At 32.9% G+C, this 17,778-nt stretch carries 11 protein-coding genes; 2 read left to right on the forward strand and 9 right to left on the reverse strand.

Features of this window, described 5'->3' with window-relative positions; translation table 11 throughout:
* The first annotated feature begins 34 nt into the window (after positions 1-34).
* Both gltB and FOF46_RS14980 read left to right on the forward strand, forming a co-directional pair.
* The gene (gene gltB / locus FOF46_RS14975) at positions 35-4,534 is read left to right on the forward strand and encodes a glutamate synthase large subunit (protein ID WP_143917017.1); all 4,500 of its coding nucleotides are present in this window, start codon (positions 35-37) and stop codon (positions 4,532-4,534) included.
* Between the two features lie 13 nt (positions 4,535-4,547).
* A complete protein-coding gene (locus FOF46_RS14980) occupies positions 4,548-6,011 on the forward strand; it encodes a glutamate synthase subunit beta (RefSeq protein ID WP_109438552.1) in 1,464 nt (487 codons plus the stop codon).
* A 208-nt stretch (positions 6,012-6,219) separates the two neighbouring features.
* Here FOF46_RS14980 and FOF46_RS14985 read toward each other — a convergent pair whose 3' ends face one another.
* The 9 genes from FOF46_RS14985 to FOF46_RS15025 all read right to left on the reverse strand — a co-directional run bounded on the left by FOF46_RS14985 (position 6,220) and on the right by FOF46_RS15025 (position 17,737).
* Entirely contained in the window at positions 6,220-7,686 is a 1,467-nt protein-coding gene (locus tag FOF46_RS14985) for a S41 family peptidase (protein WP_143917018.1), read from the reverse strand.
* Between the two features lie 201 nt (positions 7,687-7,887).
* Positions 7,888-10,656, reverse strand: a complete 2,769-nt coding sequence (locus FOF46_RS14990; protein WP_143917019.1) for a M56 family metallopeptidase — start codon at positions 10,654-10,656, stop codon at positions 7,888-7,890.
* On the reverse strand, positions 10,656-11,015 hold the full coding sequence (locus FOF46_RS14995) for a BlaI/MecI/CopY family transcriptional regulator (RefSeq protein WP_109438555.1): 360 nt from the start codon (positions 11,013-11,015) through the stop codon (positions 10,656-10,658). The genes FOF46_RS14990 and FOF46_RS14995 overlap by 1 nt, the downstream gene beginning before the upstream one ends.
* Positions 11,016-11,222: 207 nt before the next feature.
* Positions 11,223-12,461: a glycosyl hydrolase family 18 protein gene (locus FOF46_RS15000; RefSeq protein WP_143917020.1), complete on the reverse strand. Its 1,239-nt coding sequence runs from the start codon at positions 12,459-12,461 to the stop codon at positions 11,223-11,225.
* Positions 12,462-12,672: 211 nt separating this feature from the next.
* Positions 12,673-13,608 (reverse strand): threonine ammonia-lyase, encoded by a 936-nt coding sequence (locus FOF46_RS15005; protein WP_143917021.1) that lies wholly within the window; start codon positions 13,606-13,608, stop codon positions 12,673-12,675.
* Positions 13,609-13,689: 81 nt separating this feature from the next.
* The gene (locus FOF46_RS15010) at positions 13,690-14,331 is read right to left on the reverse strand and encodes a fused MFS/spermidine synthase (RefSeq protein ID WP_143917022.1); all 642 of its coding nucleotides are present in this window, start codon (positions 14,329-14,331) and stop codon (positions 13,690-13,692) included.
* Between the two features lie 57 nt (positions 14,332-14,388).
* On the reverse strand, positions 14,389-15,348 hold the full coding sequence (locus FOF46_RS15015; protein WP_109438559.1) for an aldo/keto reductase: 960 nt from the start codon (positions 15,346-15,348) through the stop codon (positions 14,389-14,391).
* Between the two features lie 17 nt (positions 15,349-15,365).
* A complete protein-coding gene (locus FOF46_RS15020; RefSeq protein ID WP_143917023.1) occupies positions 15,366-16,214 on the reverse strand; it encodes an alpha/beta hydrolase family protein in 849 nt (282 codons plus the stop codon).
* A gap of 2 nt (positions 16,215-16,216) precedes the next feature.
* Positions 16,217-17,737 (reverse strand): M20/M25/M40 family metallo-hydrolase, encoded by a 1,521-nt coding sequence (locus FOF46_RS15025; RefSeq protein ID WP_143917024.1) that lies wholly within the window; start codon positions 17,735-17,737, stop codon positions 16,217-16,219.
* Positions 17,738-17,778: the final 41 nt, after the last annotated feature.

Below are 17,778 nucleotides of genomic sequence, written 5' to 3' on the forward strand. Positions count from 1 at the left end.
TAATGATGAATTCATAATTAGATCGGAAAACAGTATGAAGAAACAAGGAATGTATTTACCAGAATTTGAGCACGACGCATGTGGTGCAGGATTCATATGCAGTTTAGAAGGAAAAAAGTCAAATGATATTATTCATAAAGCATTAGAGATTCTTGAAAAATTAGAACATCGAGGTGCGGTAAGTGCTGATGGAAAAACTGGAGACGGAGCGGGTATATTGATTGATATTCCTCATGACTTTTTTGTAGAGCATTGTGATTTTGAATTACCCCAAGCAGGGGAATATGCAGTAAGTAATGTTTTTCTTCCTAAAAAAGAAAACCAACGACAATTCTGCATCGATACATTTGAGAAAAATATAGCTGATCAAGGATTAGTATTATTAGGTTGGAGAGATGTGCCTGTTGATCATATTCATTTGGGTGAGATTGCAGCAACAACAGAACCTTACATTAAACAATTATTTATAGGTAAAGAAAAAAAGGACCAGAGCTATTTTGATTTTAACTTAAAACTATTTACTGCCAGAAAAATTACTGAACATACTATATATAGTTCTAGACTTTCTGAAAATAAATTCTTTTATCTACCAAGTTTATCTACAAAGACTTTAATATTTAAAGGATTATTAATGCCAGAAGATATTAAGTTGTACTATACGGATCTTATGGATCCAAAAGTAGTAACAAGATTAGCTTTGGTACATCAACGATTCTCAACTAATACTTTTCCTACTTGGGATCTAGCACAACCTTTCAGGTATATGTGCCATAATGGAGAGATCAATACGTTAAGGGGTAATGTTACCAGAATGCGTTCTAGAGAGGAATTATTAAAGAGCGATTGGTTTGGTGAAGACATCAAAAAAATACTTCCTGTAGTATTAAAAGGTAAATCAGATTCAGCTTCTATGGATATGGTGGTAGAATTGTTATTAATGACAGGAAGATCACTTCCAGAAGTCATGATGATGATGGTACCAGAAGCGTGGGAGAAAAATAAAGAAATGTCTGAGGCCAAGAAAGCCTTTTATGAATATAACTCTTGTGCAATGGAACCATGGGATGGTCCTGCTTCGATTCCATTTACCGATGGTAATTATATTGGAGCGGTACTGGATAGAAATGGATTGAGACCCTCTCGTTATAGTGTAACTAAGGATGGTTATGTAATCATGTCTTCAGAAACAGGGGTTGTTGATCTGGAACCAGGTAATATTGAGTATCATGGTAGATTAGAGCCAGGTAAAATGTTCCTGGTTAATATGGGTGAAGGAAGAATTGTTAATGATGAAGAGATTAAAGAAGAAATTGCATCGAAACATCCATATAGAGAATGGTTAGATAATAACCTGGTACACCTTAAGGATATTCCTTATAATGATTGTCCTTTGTTTTTGGGAGAAGAAACTATTGCCAAACGTAAAGGAGTATTTGGATATACGCAAGAAGATAGCGATACGATTATTGCTCCAATGGGGCAGTTAGGTAAAGAACCAATAGGTTCTATGGGGTCTGATACGCCCATTGCTGTACTTTCTGAACGTCCTCAATTAATTTATAATTATTTCAAGCAATTATTTGCTCAAGTAACGAATCCTCCATTAGATGGGATTCGTGAAGAAATGATTACCGATATTAGCTTGACATTAGGATCTGATCATAATATATTTGATATAGATGAGAAACACTGTAATAAACTAAAAATTCAGAACCCTGTAATATCCAAAGAGGATCTTGACAAAATAAAAACATATACAGAAAAAGGATTTAAAGTAACTTCTATACCTATGTTATATAACATTAATAGAGGGTTAAATGGTCTGGAAGACGCGCTTGAAGCATTGCTTAAGAATGTGTCAGAGGTAATTAATGATGGCACTAATGTAGTAATACTATCCGATAGAAATGTAAGCAAACATAGAGCTCCAATTCCAGCCTTACTTGCTTGCTCCTATGTAAATAGTGGTCTACAAAAATTAGGGAAACGATCAAAAGTTAGTATAATTATAGAATCTGCAGAACCTAGAGAAGTACACCATTTTGCATTGTTGTTTGGATATGGAGCAAGTGCTATCAATCCATATATGGTAAATGAGATTATTGGAGAACAAATTAAAGAAAACAATATTTCAGGGCTTACTTTTGAGGAAGCGATATACAACTATAATAAAGCAGTTGGTAAAGGAATATTGAAAGTGATGAATAAGATTGGAATTTCTACTTTGAATTCGTATAGAAGTTCACAATTGTTTGAGTGTATTGGAATTAACACCAAAGTGGTAAATCAATATTTTCCAAATACAGCAACACGTATTGAAGGTATAGGTTTGTATGAGATAGAGAAAGAGATCTCAAAGCGCCATAAAAGAGCATATGTAGAACATGAAGTGGCAGCAGATTTAGATTTAGAAATAGGAGGGCAATATAGATGGAGACGTAACGGAGAGAAACATCAATTTAACCCACTGTCGGTGGCAAAATTACAAAAATCTGTTCGTGACAATGATTCTAAAACATATAAAGAATATGCAACATTAATAAATGAGCAGTCTAAAAGTTTAATGACAATTCGTGGTCTGTTAGAATTTTCTAATTATGATCCAATTTCGATAGATGAGGTAGAACCTTGGACAGAAATTGTAAAACGTTTTAAAACGGGAGCAATGTCATATGGATCAATTAGTAAGGAAGCTCATGAGAATCTAGCCATTGCAATGAACCGTATCGGAGGAAAAAGTAACTCTGGAGAAGGAGGAGAAAACCCGTTACGTTTTTATAAAGATGTAAATGGAGACTGGAAAAATAGTGCAATTAAACAAGTTGCTTCTGGACGATTTGGTGTATCATCAAATTATTTGACAAACGCGGCAGAAATTCAAATTAAAATGGCTCAGGGAGCTAAGCCGGGAGAAGGAGGTCAATTACCAGGACCAAAGGTAAATCCAGAAATAGCCAAAACTCGTAATTCTACACCATATGTAGGTTTGATTTCACCACCACCACATCATGATATATATTCTATTGAAGATTTATCACAACTAATTTATGACCTAAAATCGGCTAATAGAGATGCTAGAATAAATGTAAAATTAGTTTCAGAAGTAGGTGTTGGTACCGTAGCGGCTGGTGTGGCTAAAGCCAAAGCTGATGTCGTATTAATCTCTGGATTTGATGGAGGAACAGGAGCATCACCTTTAACTTCTTTAAAACATGCAGGATTACCATGGGAACTTGGTATTGCAGAAGCACAACAGACATTGGTTGGGAATAATTTGCGTAGCCGTATTGTACTCGAATGTGATGGACAATTAAAAACAGGACGCGATGTTGCTGTAGCATGTTTGTTGGGAGCAGAAGAATTTGGTTTTGCAACAGCTCCGTTAGTTGCTTCTGGATGTGTAATGATGAGGGTATGTCATTTAAATACGTGTCCTGTTGGAATAGCAACTCAAAATCCAGAATTGCGTAAAAAATTCAAGGGGAAGCCAGAACATGTAGTTAATTATATGTATTTCGTAGCTCAGGAATTACGTGAGATTATGGCACAGCTTGGTTTCCGCACGATAGATGAAATGGTAGGACAGGTTAGCAAGTTAAATCATAACAAGGCAATAGAACATTATAAAGCAGCTGGAATTGATCTTACTCCAATTCTACACCAGGTAGATGCACCCGAAGGCGTAGAAATTTATAATACAGAAGGACAAGATCATGGTCTTGGAAAATCTATAGATTTCGAAATTATAGAACAGGCTCATCAAGCGCTTTTCCGTAAAGAAAGAATCACTCTCGATTTTGATATTTGTAATACAGATAGAGCAGTAGGTGCTATTTTAAGTAATGAGATTTCTAAAATATATGGAGCTCAGGGATTACCAGATAACACCTTAAAATTAAATTTTACTGGTGCTGCCGGACAAAGCTTTGGAGCTTTTGCTACCAAGGGGTTAACTATGATTGTTAATGGAAATACTAATGACTATTTGGGGAAAGGGCTTTCTGGAGCTAAATTGATTATTAAAGTCCCCGAAGAAGCTACTATTACCCCAGAAAATAATGTGATTACGGGTAATGTAACATTATATGGAGCTACAGATGGAGAGGTGTACATTAATGGAAAAGCAGGAGAAAGATTCTGTGTTCGTAATTCTGGAGCCAAAGCTGTGGTAGAAGGAATTGGAGATCATGGATGTGAATATATGACTGGTGGTGTAGCAGTAATTCTGGGAGAAGTAGGTAGAAACTTTGGAGCAGGTATGTCTGGAGGTATTGCTTATATCTATGATGACAAAAAGACGTTTGAAGCACATTGCAATAAAGAATCTCTTAATCTAGATCCTGTTATAGAACAAAAGGATATTGATGAACTAAAAACGTTAATTGAAAATCATTATAATGCTACTTTAAGCCCGTTGGCACAGAGAATACTTGAAAATTGGGAAAAAGAATTACCAAAATTTATCAAGATTTTCCCAGAGGAATATAAGCAAGCGTTAAAACGATTAGAAGAAGAAAAACTAGCACAAGCATAAAACGATATTGAACATGGGAAAGATAACTGGATTTTTAGAATTTGAAAGAGAAATAGAACAGTACGAACCTGTTAAAGATCGTATAAAAGATTATAAAGAGTTTACTGTGGCAATGCCAGAGAAAAAACTTAAAGATCAAGGTGCGCGTTGTATGGATTGTGGAATTCCGTTCTGTCATAGTGGATGTCCTTTAGGGAATTTGATTCCTGATTTTAATGACGCAGTATATCGTGGTAAATGGGAAAAAGCAGCAAGTATTTTACATGCTACAAATAATTTTCCTGAGTTTACAGGTAGATTGTGTCCTGCACCTTGTGAAGAAGCTTGTGTATTAGGGATCAATGAAGATCCTGTTACTATCGAGAATATAGAGAAAAATATTGTAGAACAAGCTTTTGAAAACGGATGGGTGAAAGCAAATCCGCCAAAAGAGCGTACTGGAAAAACAGTAGCTGTAATTGGTTCTGGCCCCGCAGGATTGGCAACTGCACAACAATTAAATCGAGCAGGGCATTTAGTGACCGTTTTTGAAAGGGATGAAAAAGTAGGTGGATTATTGCGTTATGGGATTCCTGATTTTAAAATGGAAAAAAATGTAATAGATCGTCGCGTTACTGTTCTGGAAGAAGAAGGAATAATATTTAAAACCAATATTCATATTGGAAAGGATATCAAAGCTGATCAGCTAAAAGAAGATTTTGATGCTGTAGTTTTATGCACAGGAGCAACGGTTCGTCGTAATTTACCTGTAAAAGGAGCTGATTTAAATGGTGTAGTACAAGCCATGGATTTCTTGCCACAAAACAATAGAAGAGTTGATGGGATAAAAGATTTAGGAGAGGAAATATTGGCTACAGGAAAAGATGTTATTGTAATAGGTGGAGGAGATACTGGATCAGATTGTATCGGTACTTCTGTACGGCACGGAGCAACTTCTGTAACCAATTTTGAGATTATGGGTAAAGGGACTACTGAGCGTCCTGCAAATCAGCCTTGGCCATTTTGGCCTATGCGATTACGTACGAGTTCTTCTCATCAAGAAGGTGTAGAACGTAATTGGAGTATTTCTACTAAAGAGTTTTTAGGAGATGAAAACGGAAATTTAAAAGGTTTAATTACGACAGAAGTAGAGTGGGTGAAAGAAAATGGTCGATTTACACTCAAAGAAGTTTTAGGTACTGAGAAGGAGTGGAAATGTGAATTAGCATTATTAGCCCTTGGATTTACAGGATCAGAACCTACCATTGCAGAGCAATTAGGGATTGATATGGATACAAGAACTAATATTAAAGCTACAGAAGATAACTACGCTACAAATGTAAAAGGAGTTTTTGCGGCAGGAGATACACGTAGAGGACAGTCACTAATTGTTTGGGCAATTGCAGAGGGCAGACAAGCTGCTCATCATATTGATAGTTATTTGATGGGAAGTTCTAATTTACCACTTAAAGGTGATGGAGATTTACCCAGAGTTTAAATTAATACTCTCTTTTTAAATATTTTAATTATTGGTGTTAATAAAAGGCTGCTAAAAATGGGAATTAGCAGCCTTTTGTATTTTGCTTTTTTAGAAATACTAATAGATGATTTTTGTATAAATTTACACCTCATTGTTTTGTACCTCATAGCGGCGTTAACAAATAAAAAAAACTACTTATACGAGTGTATAAATTGATTTAATGATTTCACATTGTTGGCAATAGTTTTTTAAGTGTAAATTCCAGAACAGCATCATTGTTTTCTAAAATATCCTGTATAGAGTTTGATACATTGTGATCAGGGACAACACTTCTTTTTTGGATATGTTCATCTATTGTATACTTTGCATGTAGTAAAGGTAAATAGATAGCTGTTTCAGTATGATTTCCTTTGACAGGAATTTGACGTACACCATTACTAATACCTGCATATCCATAGGTTTCTGTTCCTACTAAGTTAGCATTTGCATATTTCTTTAATAGACTTGCAGCAATACCTCCAGCTGAAGCTGTACCACCATTGATCAAGACAACCAATCTTCCTTTATAGGGGTACTCTTCAATCGGGGCATAATTCATCAAATCACGCAGTAACTCATGTTTTGTTACCCTGAAAGTACCATCTGTTTTTTGCTTTAGACCAAAAGACTCATTCAAATTAATTGTGTCGCCAGTTATTTCCAAAAAGTATTTATCATCTACCAGAGTCACTATTTCTTTTGCAGGAGTTATAGATTGGTCAATGAAATATTGAAGCAAGTAAGCTGCATTGCTCGCTTTTCCACCTCCATTATTTCTTAAATCGATTATTAAGTTTTTAATATTGTTATTAGAAATTTTTTTAAAACATTGTTTATAAAAATCTGGATAGGTATTCTCAGGCTCATCATAACTCTCTTTAAAAAACCTACTTATTTTTAGATAGGCATAGTCATCCTTCTTATTTATATTAAAATTAAATGCTTCTTCAGGTTTTGTTTCTAATGGAATTTTTTTGGATGCCCTGGTTTCATATATTTCTTTTGAAATTGACTTAATTTTTGTTTTTATGATTTTCTTTGTTTTATAGTCCCGATAAACAAGGTTGTATATAGGTCGTTCTCCAAATATTTCTGGATAGAGCCTATAAAATGATTTGTATGGCCCACCTAACCAATGTTGCATACCACTGTGACTTTTACCATCAGAAGAATAATGGGCTAAAATTTCAAAAATAATCTCATTACTCAAGTTGCTATCAATAGACAAAATTTCGGACCCCTCAGTGATTTCTAAGGTACTAAGATTTTTTACTATAAAAATACGTTCATCCCGAATATACACTTGAAAGGGAAGTCTTTTTTGATTATGGATAACACTTCCGAGTTTACCGAATGTATATGCCTGTGTATGTCCATCATGTATATTTGCTATCAATTGAAGAACAATTTTATAAAATGCCTTTGCTTCCATCGGTTTAGAGGAACGAAACATCAAATCATTTATCATTTGATCGAACTCCTCATGGGTTTGATGTGTGTAAGTCCCTGGATGAATTTTAGTTAATATTGTTTTAAATTTTTCTAAATCGGCCAGCATTTGTTCAGGTTGGTAAACTAGGTATTCCTGTGCTCTTCCTTTTACTATATACATGCTTAGGAAGCCGATTAGTATTAACCTGAAAATCGTATCCATTTTATTTATATTGTTTTAATACCTGTTATTCTTTGGGTTTACAGTAAAAGTAAATTCAAAGAATAACAGGTATAATAATTGAAAACTCCTAAAATAATTTCGCTCTAAAGATGATGATCAAATTATTACTAATATGAGAATGGAATTAACAACCTTTTCGATTTTTGATTGATTGAATTGATGATTATAGTAGAATCATTTTTAAAAATAAATTTTGATCCTGGTAGCTTGTTCCAATGAAATATTTTTGTCCTTTTCTTTTAATGATTGTACGAATTCTGGAGTAACATTATGGATTTTGAGACCCTTGGCCTGATCTGCAGAAATATTAGAGAATCCGATATCTCTAAATGATTGTACAAACTCTGGAGTAACATTGTGAATTTTAAAAGATACAATCTCATCCAATGGCAGGTTTCCAAATTCAGTCTTTTTGAATTCCTGAATATACTCTGGCGTGACATTATGAATCTTAAGTGATTTTAACTCATCTAGTGGAATATTTTTATATCCTATTTTCTCATATTCAGAAGCAAGTTCTGGACTAATATTATGAATTTTTAATGCTTTGGCATCATCTATAGAAATATTCTTGTATCCAGCTTTTTTAAATGAATTTATAAACTCTGGTGTCACATTATGAATTTTTAAAGCGACTACGTCTTCCAAAGGAATATCTGTATATCCAGCATCATGATAACGTTTTATGAATTCTGGTGTTACATTGTGTATTTTTAAAGAAATCATATCATCTATAGATATATTTTTATATCCCAGAGCAATAAAACCTTTCATGAAGTCGTTCGGATCTTGCTGATCCGAAGACCCATATCCCATACTATTTGTAGAACTAGATTTCTTATTTTTATCTTTATTTTTCGATTTAGAATAATTACTAGCAACTTTTGCTTGTGCAGGTGTTACATTATGAATTTTTAACTTTACGACTTCTTGTAAAGAAATGTTAGGTTGCCCAGATTTTTTGTATGCTTTTATAAGTTCGGGGGTTACATTATGAATTTTGAGCTTCTTTGCTTCTTGTAGAGTAATATTGGGGTATCCTAGTTTTTTATAGCTGTCTATAAGTTCTGGGGTAACATTATGTATTTTTAAATTTTGAGCTTCTTTCAAAGTGATATTTTTGTACCCTGCATTTTTATACTTTTGGATATATTTTGGAGTTACGTTATGAATTTTAAGATTTTGAGCCTCTCTTACTGAAACCTGCGAATATCCCGCCTCTTTAAAAGAATCTATAAATTCTGGAGTAACCCTATGAATACTTAATTTCATATACTCACTTAGTGATAAAGAATTAATACCTTTTTTCTGATAAGAATTGATAAACTCAGGTGATAGATTGTGAATTTTGGCTTTTGTAATTTGTTTTAGTGAAGTTTTATTTCCTGCCACTTTATTGATAAAATTAATATAGGGTATATCAACATTAAAAAGATTGAGTTTACTAATTTCTTCCATGGTATAGGATTGGTATCCTAGTTTCTCTAATTCTTTTCGATACATTTTTAATTTATCTAAAGGAAGAGATTTATGGATGATATCTTCAAAGTCATCTTGGCTGATGTCTAATTTTTCCTTTTTTAGATATGTTAAATATGTAGTATCAAAATCTGTAAAAAAACAATGTACCATATCACTTTCATCGGCTTGTAAACCATATTGTTTTAATGCCTTATTAAAAGTCATGTCCGGGACAAAAGTATACCTTCCATCTCCAAGGCCATTTTCAAATTCACCAATAAAAGTTAATGTTCCTGCTTCTCTTGTTATCACTAATTTTTGTTTGTCACCCTTTGGGAAATTAGCAAAGAAGGACGGTTCGTAGCATCGGGTAGTGGACCAAAAACTTCGTTTTAAAGGCTCAGCGCTCCTAAACATGATACATAATTTTCCTCCCCCTACTTCTGCATCCCACACGCCTTTAGTAAAGTCATTCTTTGTTTGAATTTGAATTTTGGTTTGGATCTGATTTTGAATGTTAAGATCGATTTCAGGTTTGGTGTCACTGATTATAGTTTCTTTAGGTTGTATGGGATTAAAAGAAAATACAGTAATTGCCAGCAATGGAATAATGATTAGGTATTTCCAGCCTGATTTTGTTGTTGATTTTTTAGAATTCATCATGAGTATTCGTTTTTTGAGAAATGATTGATTGTAACTTGTTGCCAAACCAGTTGGCATATTTGGAGTGGAGACTTTTAGAAGGTTCATTTGATATACTTCTCTGTCTTCACCTATATTAAGCATGTTGTTATCAGTTAGATATTCTAGGTTATTATCGATTGCTTTTCGGTATAACCATGCAAAGGGATTAAACCATTGTAGCATTACTAATAGTTCGACTAATAACATATCCAAACTATGCTTCCCTTTAATATGGACTTGCTCGTGTTTCAAAATTTGTAAATATGTGTCAGGATTGTACTGACTGGGATTCATAAATATTCGATTCCAGAAAGAATAAGGGGCGTGTTTTTTATCGGTTTCAATGATTTTGTAATCATCAACCTCTACTGTAGGGTATTTGATCATTCTATATAGTAATACCCCTAATTGTATTATAAAATGGATTCCAAATACCAATATCCCTAATATATAAATATAGAGTACAATGGATTGCCAATCTAAGGACGTATTAAAAGCTGCTTTATTTGTTGTACTCTCGCTAGCACTAAGATGGGCTGCTTTTTTGGTGATTACATGTTCTTCTTCTAAAGTTTCATAATTAGGAGCAACAGAATGTGGTGGTGTAGTAACTACCTCATCAAACGAAGCACTTTTAAAAGACAGGTGTTCTGGTACAGTTATAAAAGGTAATGTAAATGAAAGTATAATCAAGGATAATAAAACCCATCTATTAAGATGATAAAATGTCTCTTTGGATAAGAAAAACCTATATATGAGATAGGATAATCCGATTAATGCCGAGCTATGAATGATATAGTTCATTATTTTTTGTTTTTTATCAGTTGAATGATCTCTTCTAATTCGTCTGTATTTATTTTCTCCTCTTTAGCAAAGAACTTGACCAAAGCTAATGGCGAATTATCAAAATAGTTATTAACTACTTCACCTAATACTTCTTTTTGATATTCGTCTTTGGATACTAATGGATAATATTGAAAGCTGTTTCCATAAGCCGTATGGCTTATGAAACCTTTTTCTTCAAGAATTTTTACAATGGTAGCAGTAGTATTATAATGTGGTTTAGGATCAGATAATTCTTCTATAATCTCTTTTATAAAAGCTTTTTCTAATTTCCACAGACTTTGCATAATCTGCTCCTCTCTTTTGGCTAATTTTTGCATGGAATCAATTTTATACAACAAACATACTACTAATCTATTAGTTTTGCAACTAATTTATTAGTAGTTTAACTAATTAGTTAGGATTAAAAGAGCTTAGGGTTTGATATTAAGGGAGATAGGAGGAAGTGTTAAAAATTTGATAATGTGGTTTAGAAAAGGAAATTTATGTTAGAAATATTATTTTTGGAGGCTATGATTCTAGGTAGACTATTCTTTTTTTTCTCCAAATTTATTAGCTAACAACTCCCATAACTCAGTATTTCCATGATCATACCCCAAAGCCCATATTCCAATTCCGGATAGCTTTTTACTCTTGATCCAATCGTATTTATGAGATAGTGATAAACTATCTTCAAACCATATTTGTTTTGGTTTATCTTCTTTACTTTTAAAAACGGAATACGCACTAGAACTTATAGTATCATACGCTATCTCTAATCGATTATATTTTAATATTTCTTTAATTCTGGTATAGGAATAGTGTTTAATAAAATGATCTGTCTTGCTAGGAATTGATACAGTTTTGGTTTGCCATTCTCCTCCATAATAGGGGAGCCCAACAATTAAATTATTAGGATGCACACCTTCATTCAGGTAATAGTCTATTGAGCGTGACACGCTGTTCTTGCCCCATTGTTTACTGCTGTTTAATGGAGATATTGGACCGGCCTGATCACTAAAACTTCCATAATAATCATATCCCATCAATGTATATATATCAATATAAGGGTTTATCGTCTTGATATCAAAAATCCTGTTTCGGTCAACAGCATATAGCGCTAAAGAAATAGAATATTTAGGATTCGAAGTGTGTAATTTGGTAGATAGATTAATTAAAAAATTACTAAAAGCTTGCTTGTTTTTTTTGGGTACTCCTTCAAAATCTATATTTATTCCATCTGCATCTCTTAATTTTAGTAAAGATGTTAAACTATCTATAAGAGTCTCCTGAGCTTTTGGATTAGATAAAAATTTAGAATTGTTTTTTGATCCAAAATTTGAAACAGAAAGAAACACTTTACATTGATGAACTTTTGCACTATCTATAAGTGCTGTGGTTTTCCATTGATGTATACTTTTATAACTTCCTGTTTCAGGATTAACTTGATAAGAAAAATATGAAATACCCCATAATAAAGAGAAATTGTAACTTTTATAAGCAGAACCACTAGAGTATAAATGCCATCCAAAGGTTTTATATTCTTTACGAAGACGATGTCTGGGTACTGGCTTAGAATGATGTTTTAATTGATTAACACTATCCCACTGAGCTTCTGTTGTAAGATTTAAATTTGAATATATTCCGTTTTTTCTAAAATCAGAAGTAATATACTCTTTAGGTATTTCTGTTGTAGTAGATGTATTGGCTGGCTCTTTTTCTTTTTTGTCATTGTTACATGAAATAATGGTAAGAAAAAGTATGAATAAGAGTAGTTTGTTTTTCATGAAATTAGTGTCAACAGCTAACCAAAAAGGGTAGTGTTTAAGGTTTTAAGTTATTTCATACCTAAGATATACAAAAAATAAAAAAAGAGGAGTAGGTATATGCTGTTTTACAACAAGAATAATATGGTTGTTACGATAAATTCAGAGAATAATAAAAAATAATATTTTTGAATGCCTTGTCATAATTAGATATGTTTTATTTCACAATTCTTTAGAATGGTAGATTTCCCAAATCTACATTTCCACCAGAGAGAATAATCCCTACCTTTTTATGTTTGAACTTTTCTTTTTCTCTAAGCAAAGCAGCAAAAGGAACTGCACAAGAAGGTTCTATTATAATTTTCATTCGTTCCCAAATCAATCGCATTGCGTTAATAATTTCTTGTTCTTCAACTCTAATGATTTCTGAAACGTGTTTTTGGATTATAGGAAAATTAATATCTCCTAATTGTGTTTTTAATCCGTCTGCAATTGTATTTATGGTATCATTAGTTTCAATTTTGCCACTTTGTAAAGAACGGTAAGCATCATCAACTTCAAAAGGTTCGCCACCAATAACTTTACAGTTATTACCATAAAAATGAGCTGCTAATGCTGTTCCGGCAATAAGTCCGCCACCTCCAACAGGAGTTAGGATATATTCGAGATCAGAGTGATCTTCTAATAACTCTAATGCAGCAGTTCCTTGTCCAAGTATTACGTCCAGATTATCAGAAGGGTGTATAAAAGTGGCTCCTTTTTCTTTTTGAATTAAGTCAGCAGCTTGTTCTCTATCTTCTAGAGTGGGAGGGCACTCAATAATCTCACCTTTATATCCTTTTACTGCATCTTTTTTTACTTGAGGAGCGTTAGATGGCATTACGATATATGCTTTTACTCCTAAGCTCAATGCGGCTAAAGATAATGCCTGGGCAAAATTACCAGAAGAATGCGTGACAACACCTTTGGACTTTTGTGCTTCTGATAATTTTGAAATAGCACTGGCAGCTCCACGCATTTTAAAAGCCCCCATTCTCTGAAAATTTTCACATTTAAAAAATAGTGTTGTTCCAGAAATTTCATTTAGTAATCTCGATGTAAGGACAGGAGTTCTATGAATATAGGGCTTAATAGTATTGTGACGATCTTTTAACTCTTGTTTGGTCATTATTTTGTCATAGTTAGCATCTAAAATTATGGTTTTGCTAGAAGTATAGAAAAATATACTGATTTTTTTAACGTTTAAAAATCACTTCTTTTCTCCTATAAGTAATGTATTTGTTCCTTGTACATTGTTATATTGAATGAATTCAATTTGAGATTCGAATTTTGATTTTAGTTGTTTGATTTTAGTATTTTCTTTCAGATTAATCCCAGCATTAAACACCACTTTCCCTTCGGGGGATATTAAATCAATTGTTTTTTTCCAAAATTCTTCTTCGTAAAATGGTTCAGGGACCTGGTTATCAATAAAAATATCAATGATTATGATTTCGAATTGTTTGGTACATTGATTAATATAGTGGAGTGCATCATCACATATAATTTCAAGAGTTGAGCTACCAGTAATATCAAATTCATTTTTTGCAATTTTTATGATGACTTCGTCAATTTCTACCGCAGTGATTTTTCCTTTATGATTGAACTTTTCTTGCAAAGGGTGTATGATACTTCCTCCCCCAAGACCTAATAATAGAATTTGACTATCCTCAGGAATATCTATTTGTGATAGCCCATAAGTAAGTAATTTTTGTAATGTACCATAAGAATAATTAGCATTTTGACTGTCTAATACCTTTTTTCCATTCATCAAAGTGATCTCTAAAGTACCATTAATTTTAGAGGGAATTTCTTTGGTAAACGGAAGTAAATAACTTAATAATTTTTTCATGTTATATGTCGAAAATCTGATGTAGGTCAGCTAATTTATATGTTGTCAAACAAAAAATTAATTCCATGATAACTTTTTTCGCTCAGACCAATATTGAATTGGTTGTGATTTGAAAGACCGTAGACCTTCTATTTCTTTTGAATCAAGTACAAAGGTTGTACTTTTAAGATTATCATTGACATGAGATTGATTTGAAGCTCCACTAAGTACTTTGTAAGGATCCACAGTATCAATACAAAACCGTAAAGCTATGGCATCAATTCCAACTTGATATTTATCTGCAAGTTCTTGTAAAAAAATGTACAATTTTTGATAATTTGGATAGCTGTTATTCGGGAGTAGACGTCCGTTAGCCAATGCTTCTTTTATGACGATTTTTTTATTTTTTGTATGTATTGTTTTTATGATATTCAATAAACTCTGATCAAGAATATTATAAGTGATCTGAAATGCATCAAATAAAGAATGTCCTTCAACTTCAACTTCAAGTGCTTTTTGTATAACTTCTAGTTGATTAGCACCAGAAGTGGTAACTCCAATCATCAGATTATGTTTTGATTTTAGTTGAGCTAATCTTTTTAAAACAACCTCATTTTCTAAAACACCAGATTCAAATGTTGCAGAATGAATCTGATACATTTTTAAATAAGGAAGTATCTTTTTAGACTGTTGCCACTGTTCGTTTAATTTAGAAATACTATGTTCCTTTATCTCATGTTGTGTGGCTTTAGGATCAAAGTTTGCGGTATATGTGTATCCCCATTTCGTTGCTATTTCAATAGTCGAATCATTTTTTGAAGAGACCCAATCTATAAGTAATTCTTCTGCTAATCCATATCCCGGAGCAGTATCAAAATATCGAATTCCGTGTTGATATGCATATTCTAAGGTTTGCCAACTTTTTTTTCGAAAATCTTCTAAAGTAATAGGCGTATTTTCTTCTCTTCTTATATTAATATATTGTGGTCTGCCAATAGCAGCTGTTCCTAGTCCGATTGACGAATAGGTGTTATCCATTTGTTTTAATATTTATATTATAAGTTATCAAACCATTTTACTGTCTTTACCCAAAGAGTTTCCTTAAATTTTCGTCTAAAAAATCCAAAATGACCAATTTTATCGGTTAAAATCTCTTCTAAACGTATAATTTCAATCTCTTTTTGATTTGACTTAAATAGATTATGTATTCTTTTTATTGCTTGTTCTGTTCCTATGGGATCATCTTCTATGCCTAAAGTAAGTAATTTTGATTGATAGGTATTATAAAATAATTTCACACCATTATTTTCTAGTTGTTTTTTTATATCGGTATGCTTTCTTCTATTATGCCACTGATGTATCACTCCCTTTGGAACATCCTCGAGCATTCCAAGTTTTTTACCTGGAAAATAACCAACAACATTGGTAATCCAGGGAAGTATAATATGCCATAAGAAATAAATCTTAGCTCTTTGTTTCTTTGGCCAATCTTTATAATATGCAGTTTGTGCACCAACAGTTATTACTCCACTGATTTCAGTATTTTTTTCTGTCATACCGATAATAGTACCTCCAATACTATGCCCTAGAGTAAGAATTTTTTGATTTGGAAATTCTTTTTTGACGTAATTTATGACTCCTGCAAAATCTTTATCACCCCAATCTAGGAAAGTAGCCTTAAACCCTCTCAGTTTTTTTGGTCTTGACGCCGCAATACCTCTATAATCATATGTAATTACATGGTATCCATGCTCTGCCATAAAAGTAGCATAGTGATGATATAATTTTCTACTGACTGCTGTTGCAGAATTTATAATTAAGACTTTATTATTTGTAACTTTTGATGAAGGAGTATATAATTGCCCCATAAGCTGATATCCATCTTTTGCGGGAATGGTTATCATTTTTATAACTTTTGAGTTAATATTGCTGTAATGGTTTTGATACCGTCTATATAGTTTCCAACTCGAATATTCTCGTTTGGACTATGTTGATTATTATCTTTATTTACGGTGGGTACGATAACCACAGGAATGTTTAAGGTATTCACAAATGGTGAAATAGGAATGGAACCACCACCAGTTCGTATTTGTATGGGAGATTTACCAAAAGCTCTTGTTATAGCATTTCTAAGCCATTGTCCAATTTCAGTATTAAAATCTGTTCTAAAAGCATCATATGCTATTTGATGATTAAAACGAATGATTTTTTTGTATTTCATACGTTCTTCTTCAGTAGGGATGCTATCTATAATATGATACCCTTGATTTATAATATGATTTTTCACCAAATCTACCATATGTTTAGCATTAGTTTCTTTGACTAATCTAATATTCATTTCGGCAATTGCACTTGAAGGAATAATAGTTCTTCTTTTTGTGCCAACCCACCCAGATTTTATCCCTAGGATTCCTAACGATGGATATTGTATTGATTCTTGATAGGTCTCTGCGATATTATCAATTGAGGCAATACCTAATTTTTTTCTCATCGTTTGTTCATCATCCGGAACTTGATTCAGTATCTTTTTTGTTTCTTCAGAAATTTCTATTCCGTCATACCACCCCGGTATAGCTACACGACCATCATCTTGCACCATAGAGGCTAATAATTGTGAAAGGCGTAATGCTGGATTAGGAACATAATTACCATAATGGCCACTGTGTTGAGGTGCTCTGGGACCAAAGACCTCAAGAGATAACGTTGTTATTCCTCTTGCTCCATAAGCTAATGTGGGTTTGTTAGAAATATGCATTGGACCATCAAAAATTACTAACATGTCGGAAGCTAATTGATCTTTATAATCGAGTACAGCCTTAGGTAATCTGGGCGAACTAATTTCTTCCTCAAAGTCCATAATCACTTTAATATTGAAGTTGGGCTCATAGTTTAGGTCATTTATAATATCCATCGCTTTTAGAAACATGACTACAGGACCTTTTGCATCAGAGGTAGACCGAGCAAAAATCCTCCAATCAGGATTAATGGTGTCTTTTAATTGACTTAATGAAATTGTATTCCATGATTTATCTTGATCATTAAATTCTTTTAATGTGGCTCTATAAGGATTATCCTGAAACCATTTTGTAGTATCCACTGGTTGTCCATCGACCTGAAGATAAACCAAAACCGTTTTCTTTGCTTTTTTATAGTTTTTGCTAGCTAATAATAATGGGATTTTTTTTGTTGTGAGTTGTTGAGTAGAGAATCCTCTATCTGTAAACGCTTTTTTACACCATTTAAAGTTTTTTTCGATGTCTTTAGGGAAATGTGCATCATTGGGTAAACTTAGGAGATCAACAAGTTCATCAAATGATGTTTTGGCATAAGTGAGAGACAATTTATTTAATTCCTGATCTGTTATACTTTGGGCAATAGAGTAGGAGGTAATGAATAGAAAAGCGATGGTAGTTAGATACTTTGTCATAATCAAATACGTTGAATGGTTGTTTGTGATTATGGTAAATG

The sequence above is a fragment of the Aquimarina algiphila genome (assembly GCF_007489275.1).
GTDB classification, from domain to species: domain Bacteria; phylum Bacteroidota; class Bacteroidia; order Flavobacteriales; family Flavobacteriaceae; genus Aquimarina; species Aquimarina algiphila.

Excerpts from the sequence above, each read along its gene's own strand:
- gltB (WP_143917017.1), top strand. The coding sequence starts at position 35 with ATGAAGAAACAAGGAATGTATTTACCAGAATTTGAGCACGACGCATGT.
- FOF46_RS14980 (WP_109438552.1), top strand. The coding sequence starts at position 4,548 with ATGGGAAAGATAACTGGATTTTTAGAATTTGAAAGAGAAATAGAACAG.
- FOF46_RS14985 (WP_143917018.1), bottom strand. The coding sequence starts at position 7,686 with ATGGATACGATTTTCAGGTTAATACTAATCGGCTTCCTAAGCATGTAT.
- FOF46_RS14990 (WP_143917019.1), bottom strand. The coding sequence starts at position 10,656 with ATGAACTATATCATTCATAGCTCGGCATTAATCGGATTATCCTATCTC.
- FOF46_RS14995 (WP_109438555.1), bottom strand. The coding sequence starts at position 11,015 with ATGCAAAAATTAGCCAAAAGAGAGGAGCAGATTATGCAAAGTCTGTGG.
- FOF46_RS15000 (WP_143917020.1), bottom strand. The coding sequence starts at position 12,461 with ATGAAAAACAAACTACTCTTATTCATACTTTTTCTTACCATTATTTCA.
- FOF46_RS15005 (WP_143917021.1), bottom strand. The coding sequence starts at position 13,608 with ATGACCAAACAAGAGTTAAAAGATCGTCACAATACTATTAAGCCCTAT.
- FOF46_RS15010 (WP_143917022.1), bottom strand. The coding sequence starts at position 14,331 with ATGAAAAAATTATTAAGTTATTTACTTCCGTTTACCAAAGAAATTCCC.
- FOF46_RS15015 (WP_109438559.1), bottom strand. The coding sequence starts at position 15,348 with ATGGATAACACCTATTCGTCAATCGGACTAGGAACAGCTGCTATTGGC.
- FOF46_RS15020 (WP_143917023.1), bottom strand. The coding sequence starts at position 16,214 with ATGATAACCATTCCCGCAAAAGATGGATATCAGCTTATGGGGCAATTA.
- FOF46_RS15025 (WP_143917024.1), bottom strand. The coding sequence starts at position 17,737 with ATGACAAAGTATCTAACTACCATCGCTTTTCTATTCATTACCTCCTAC.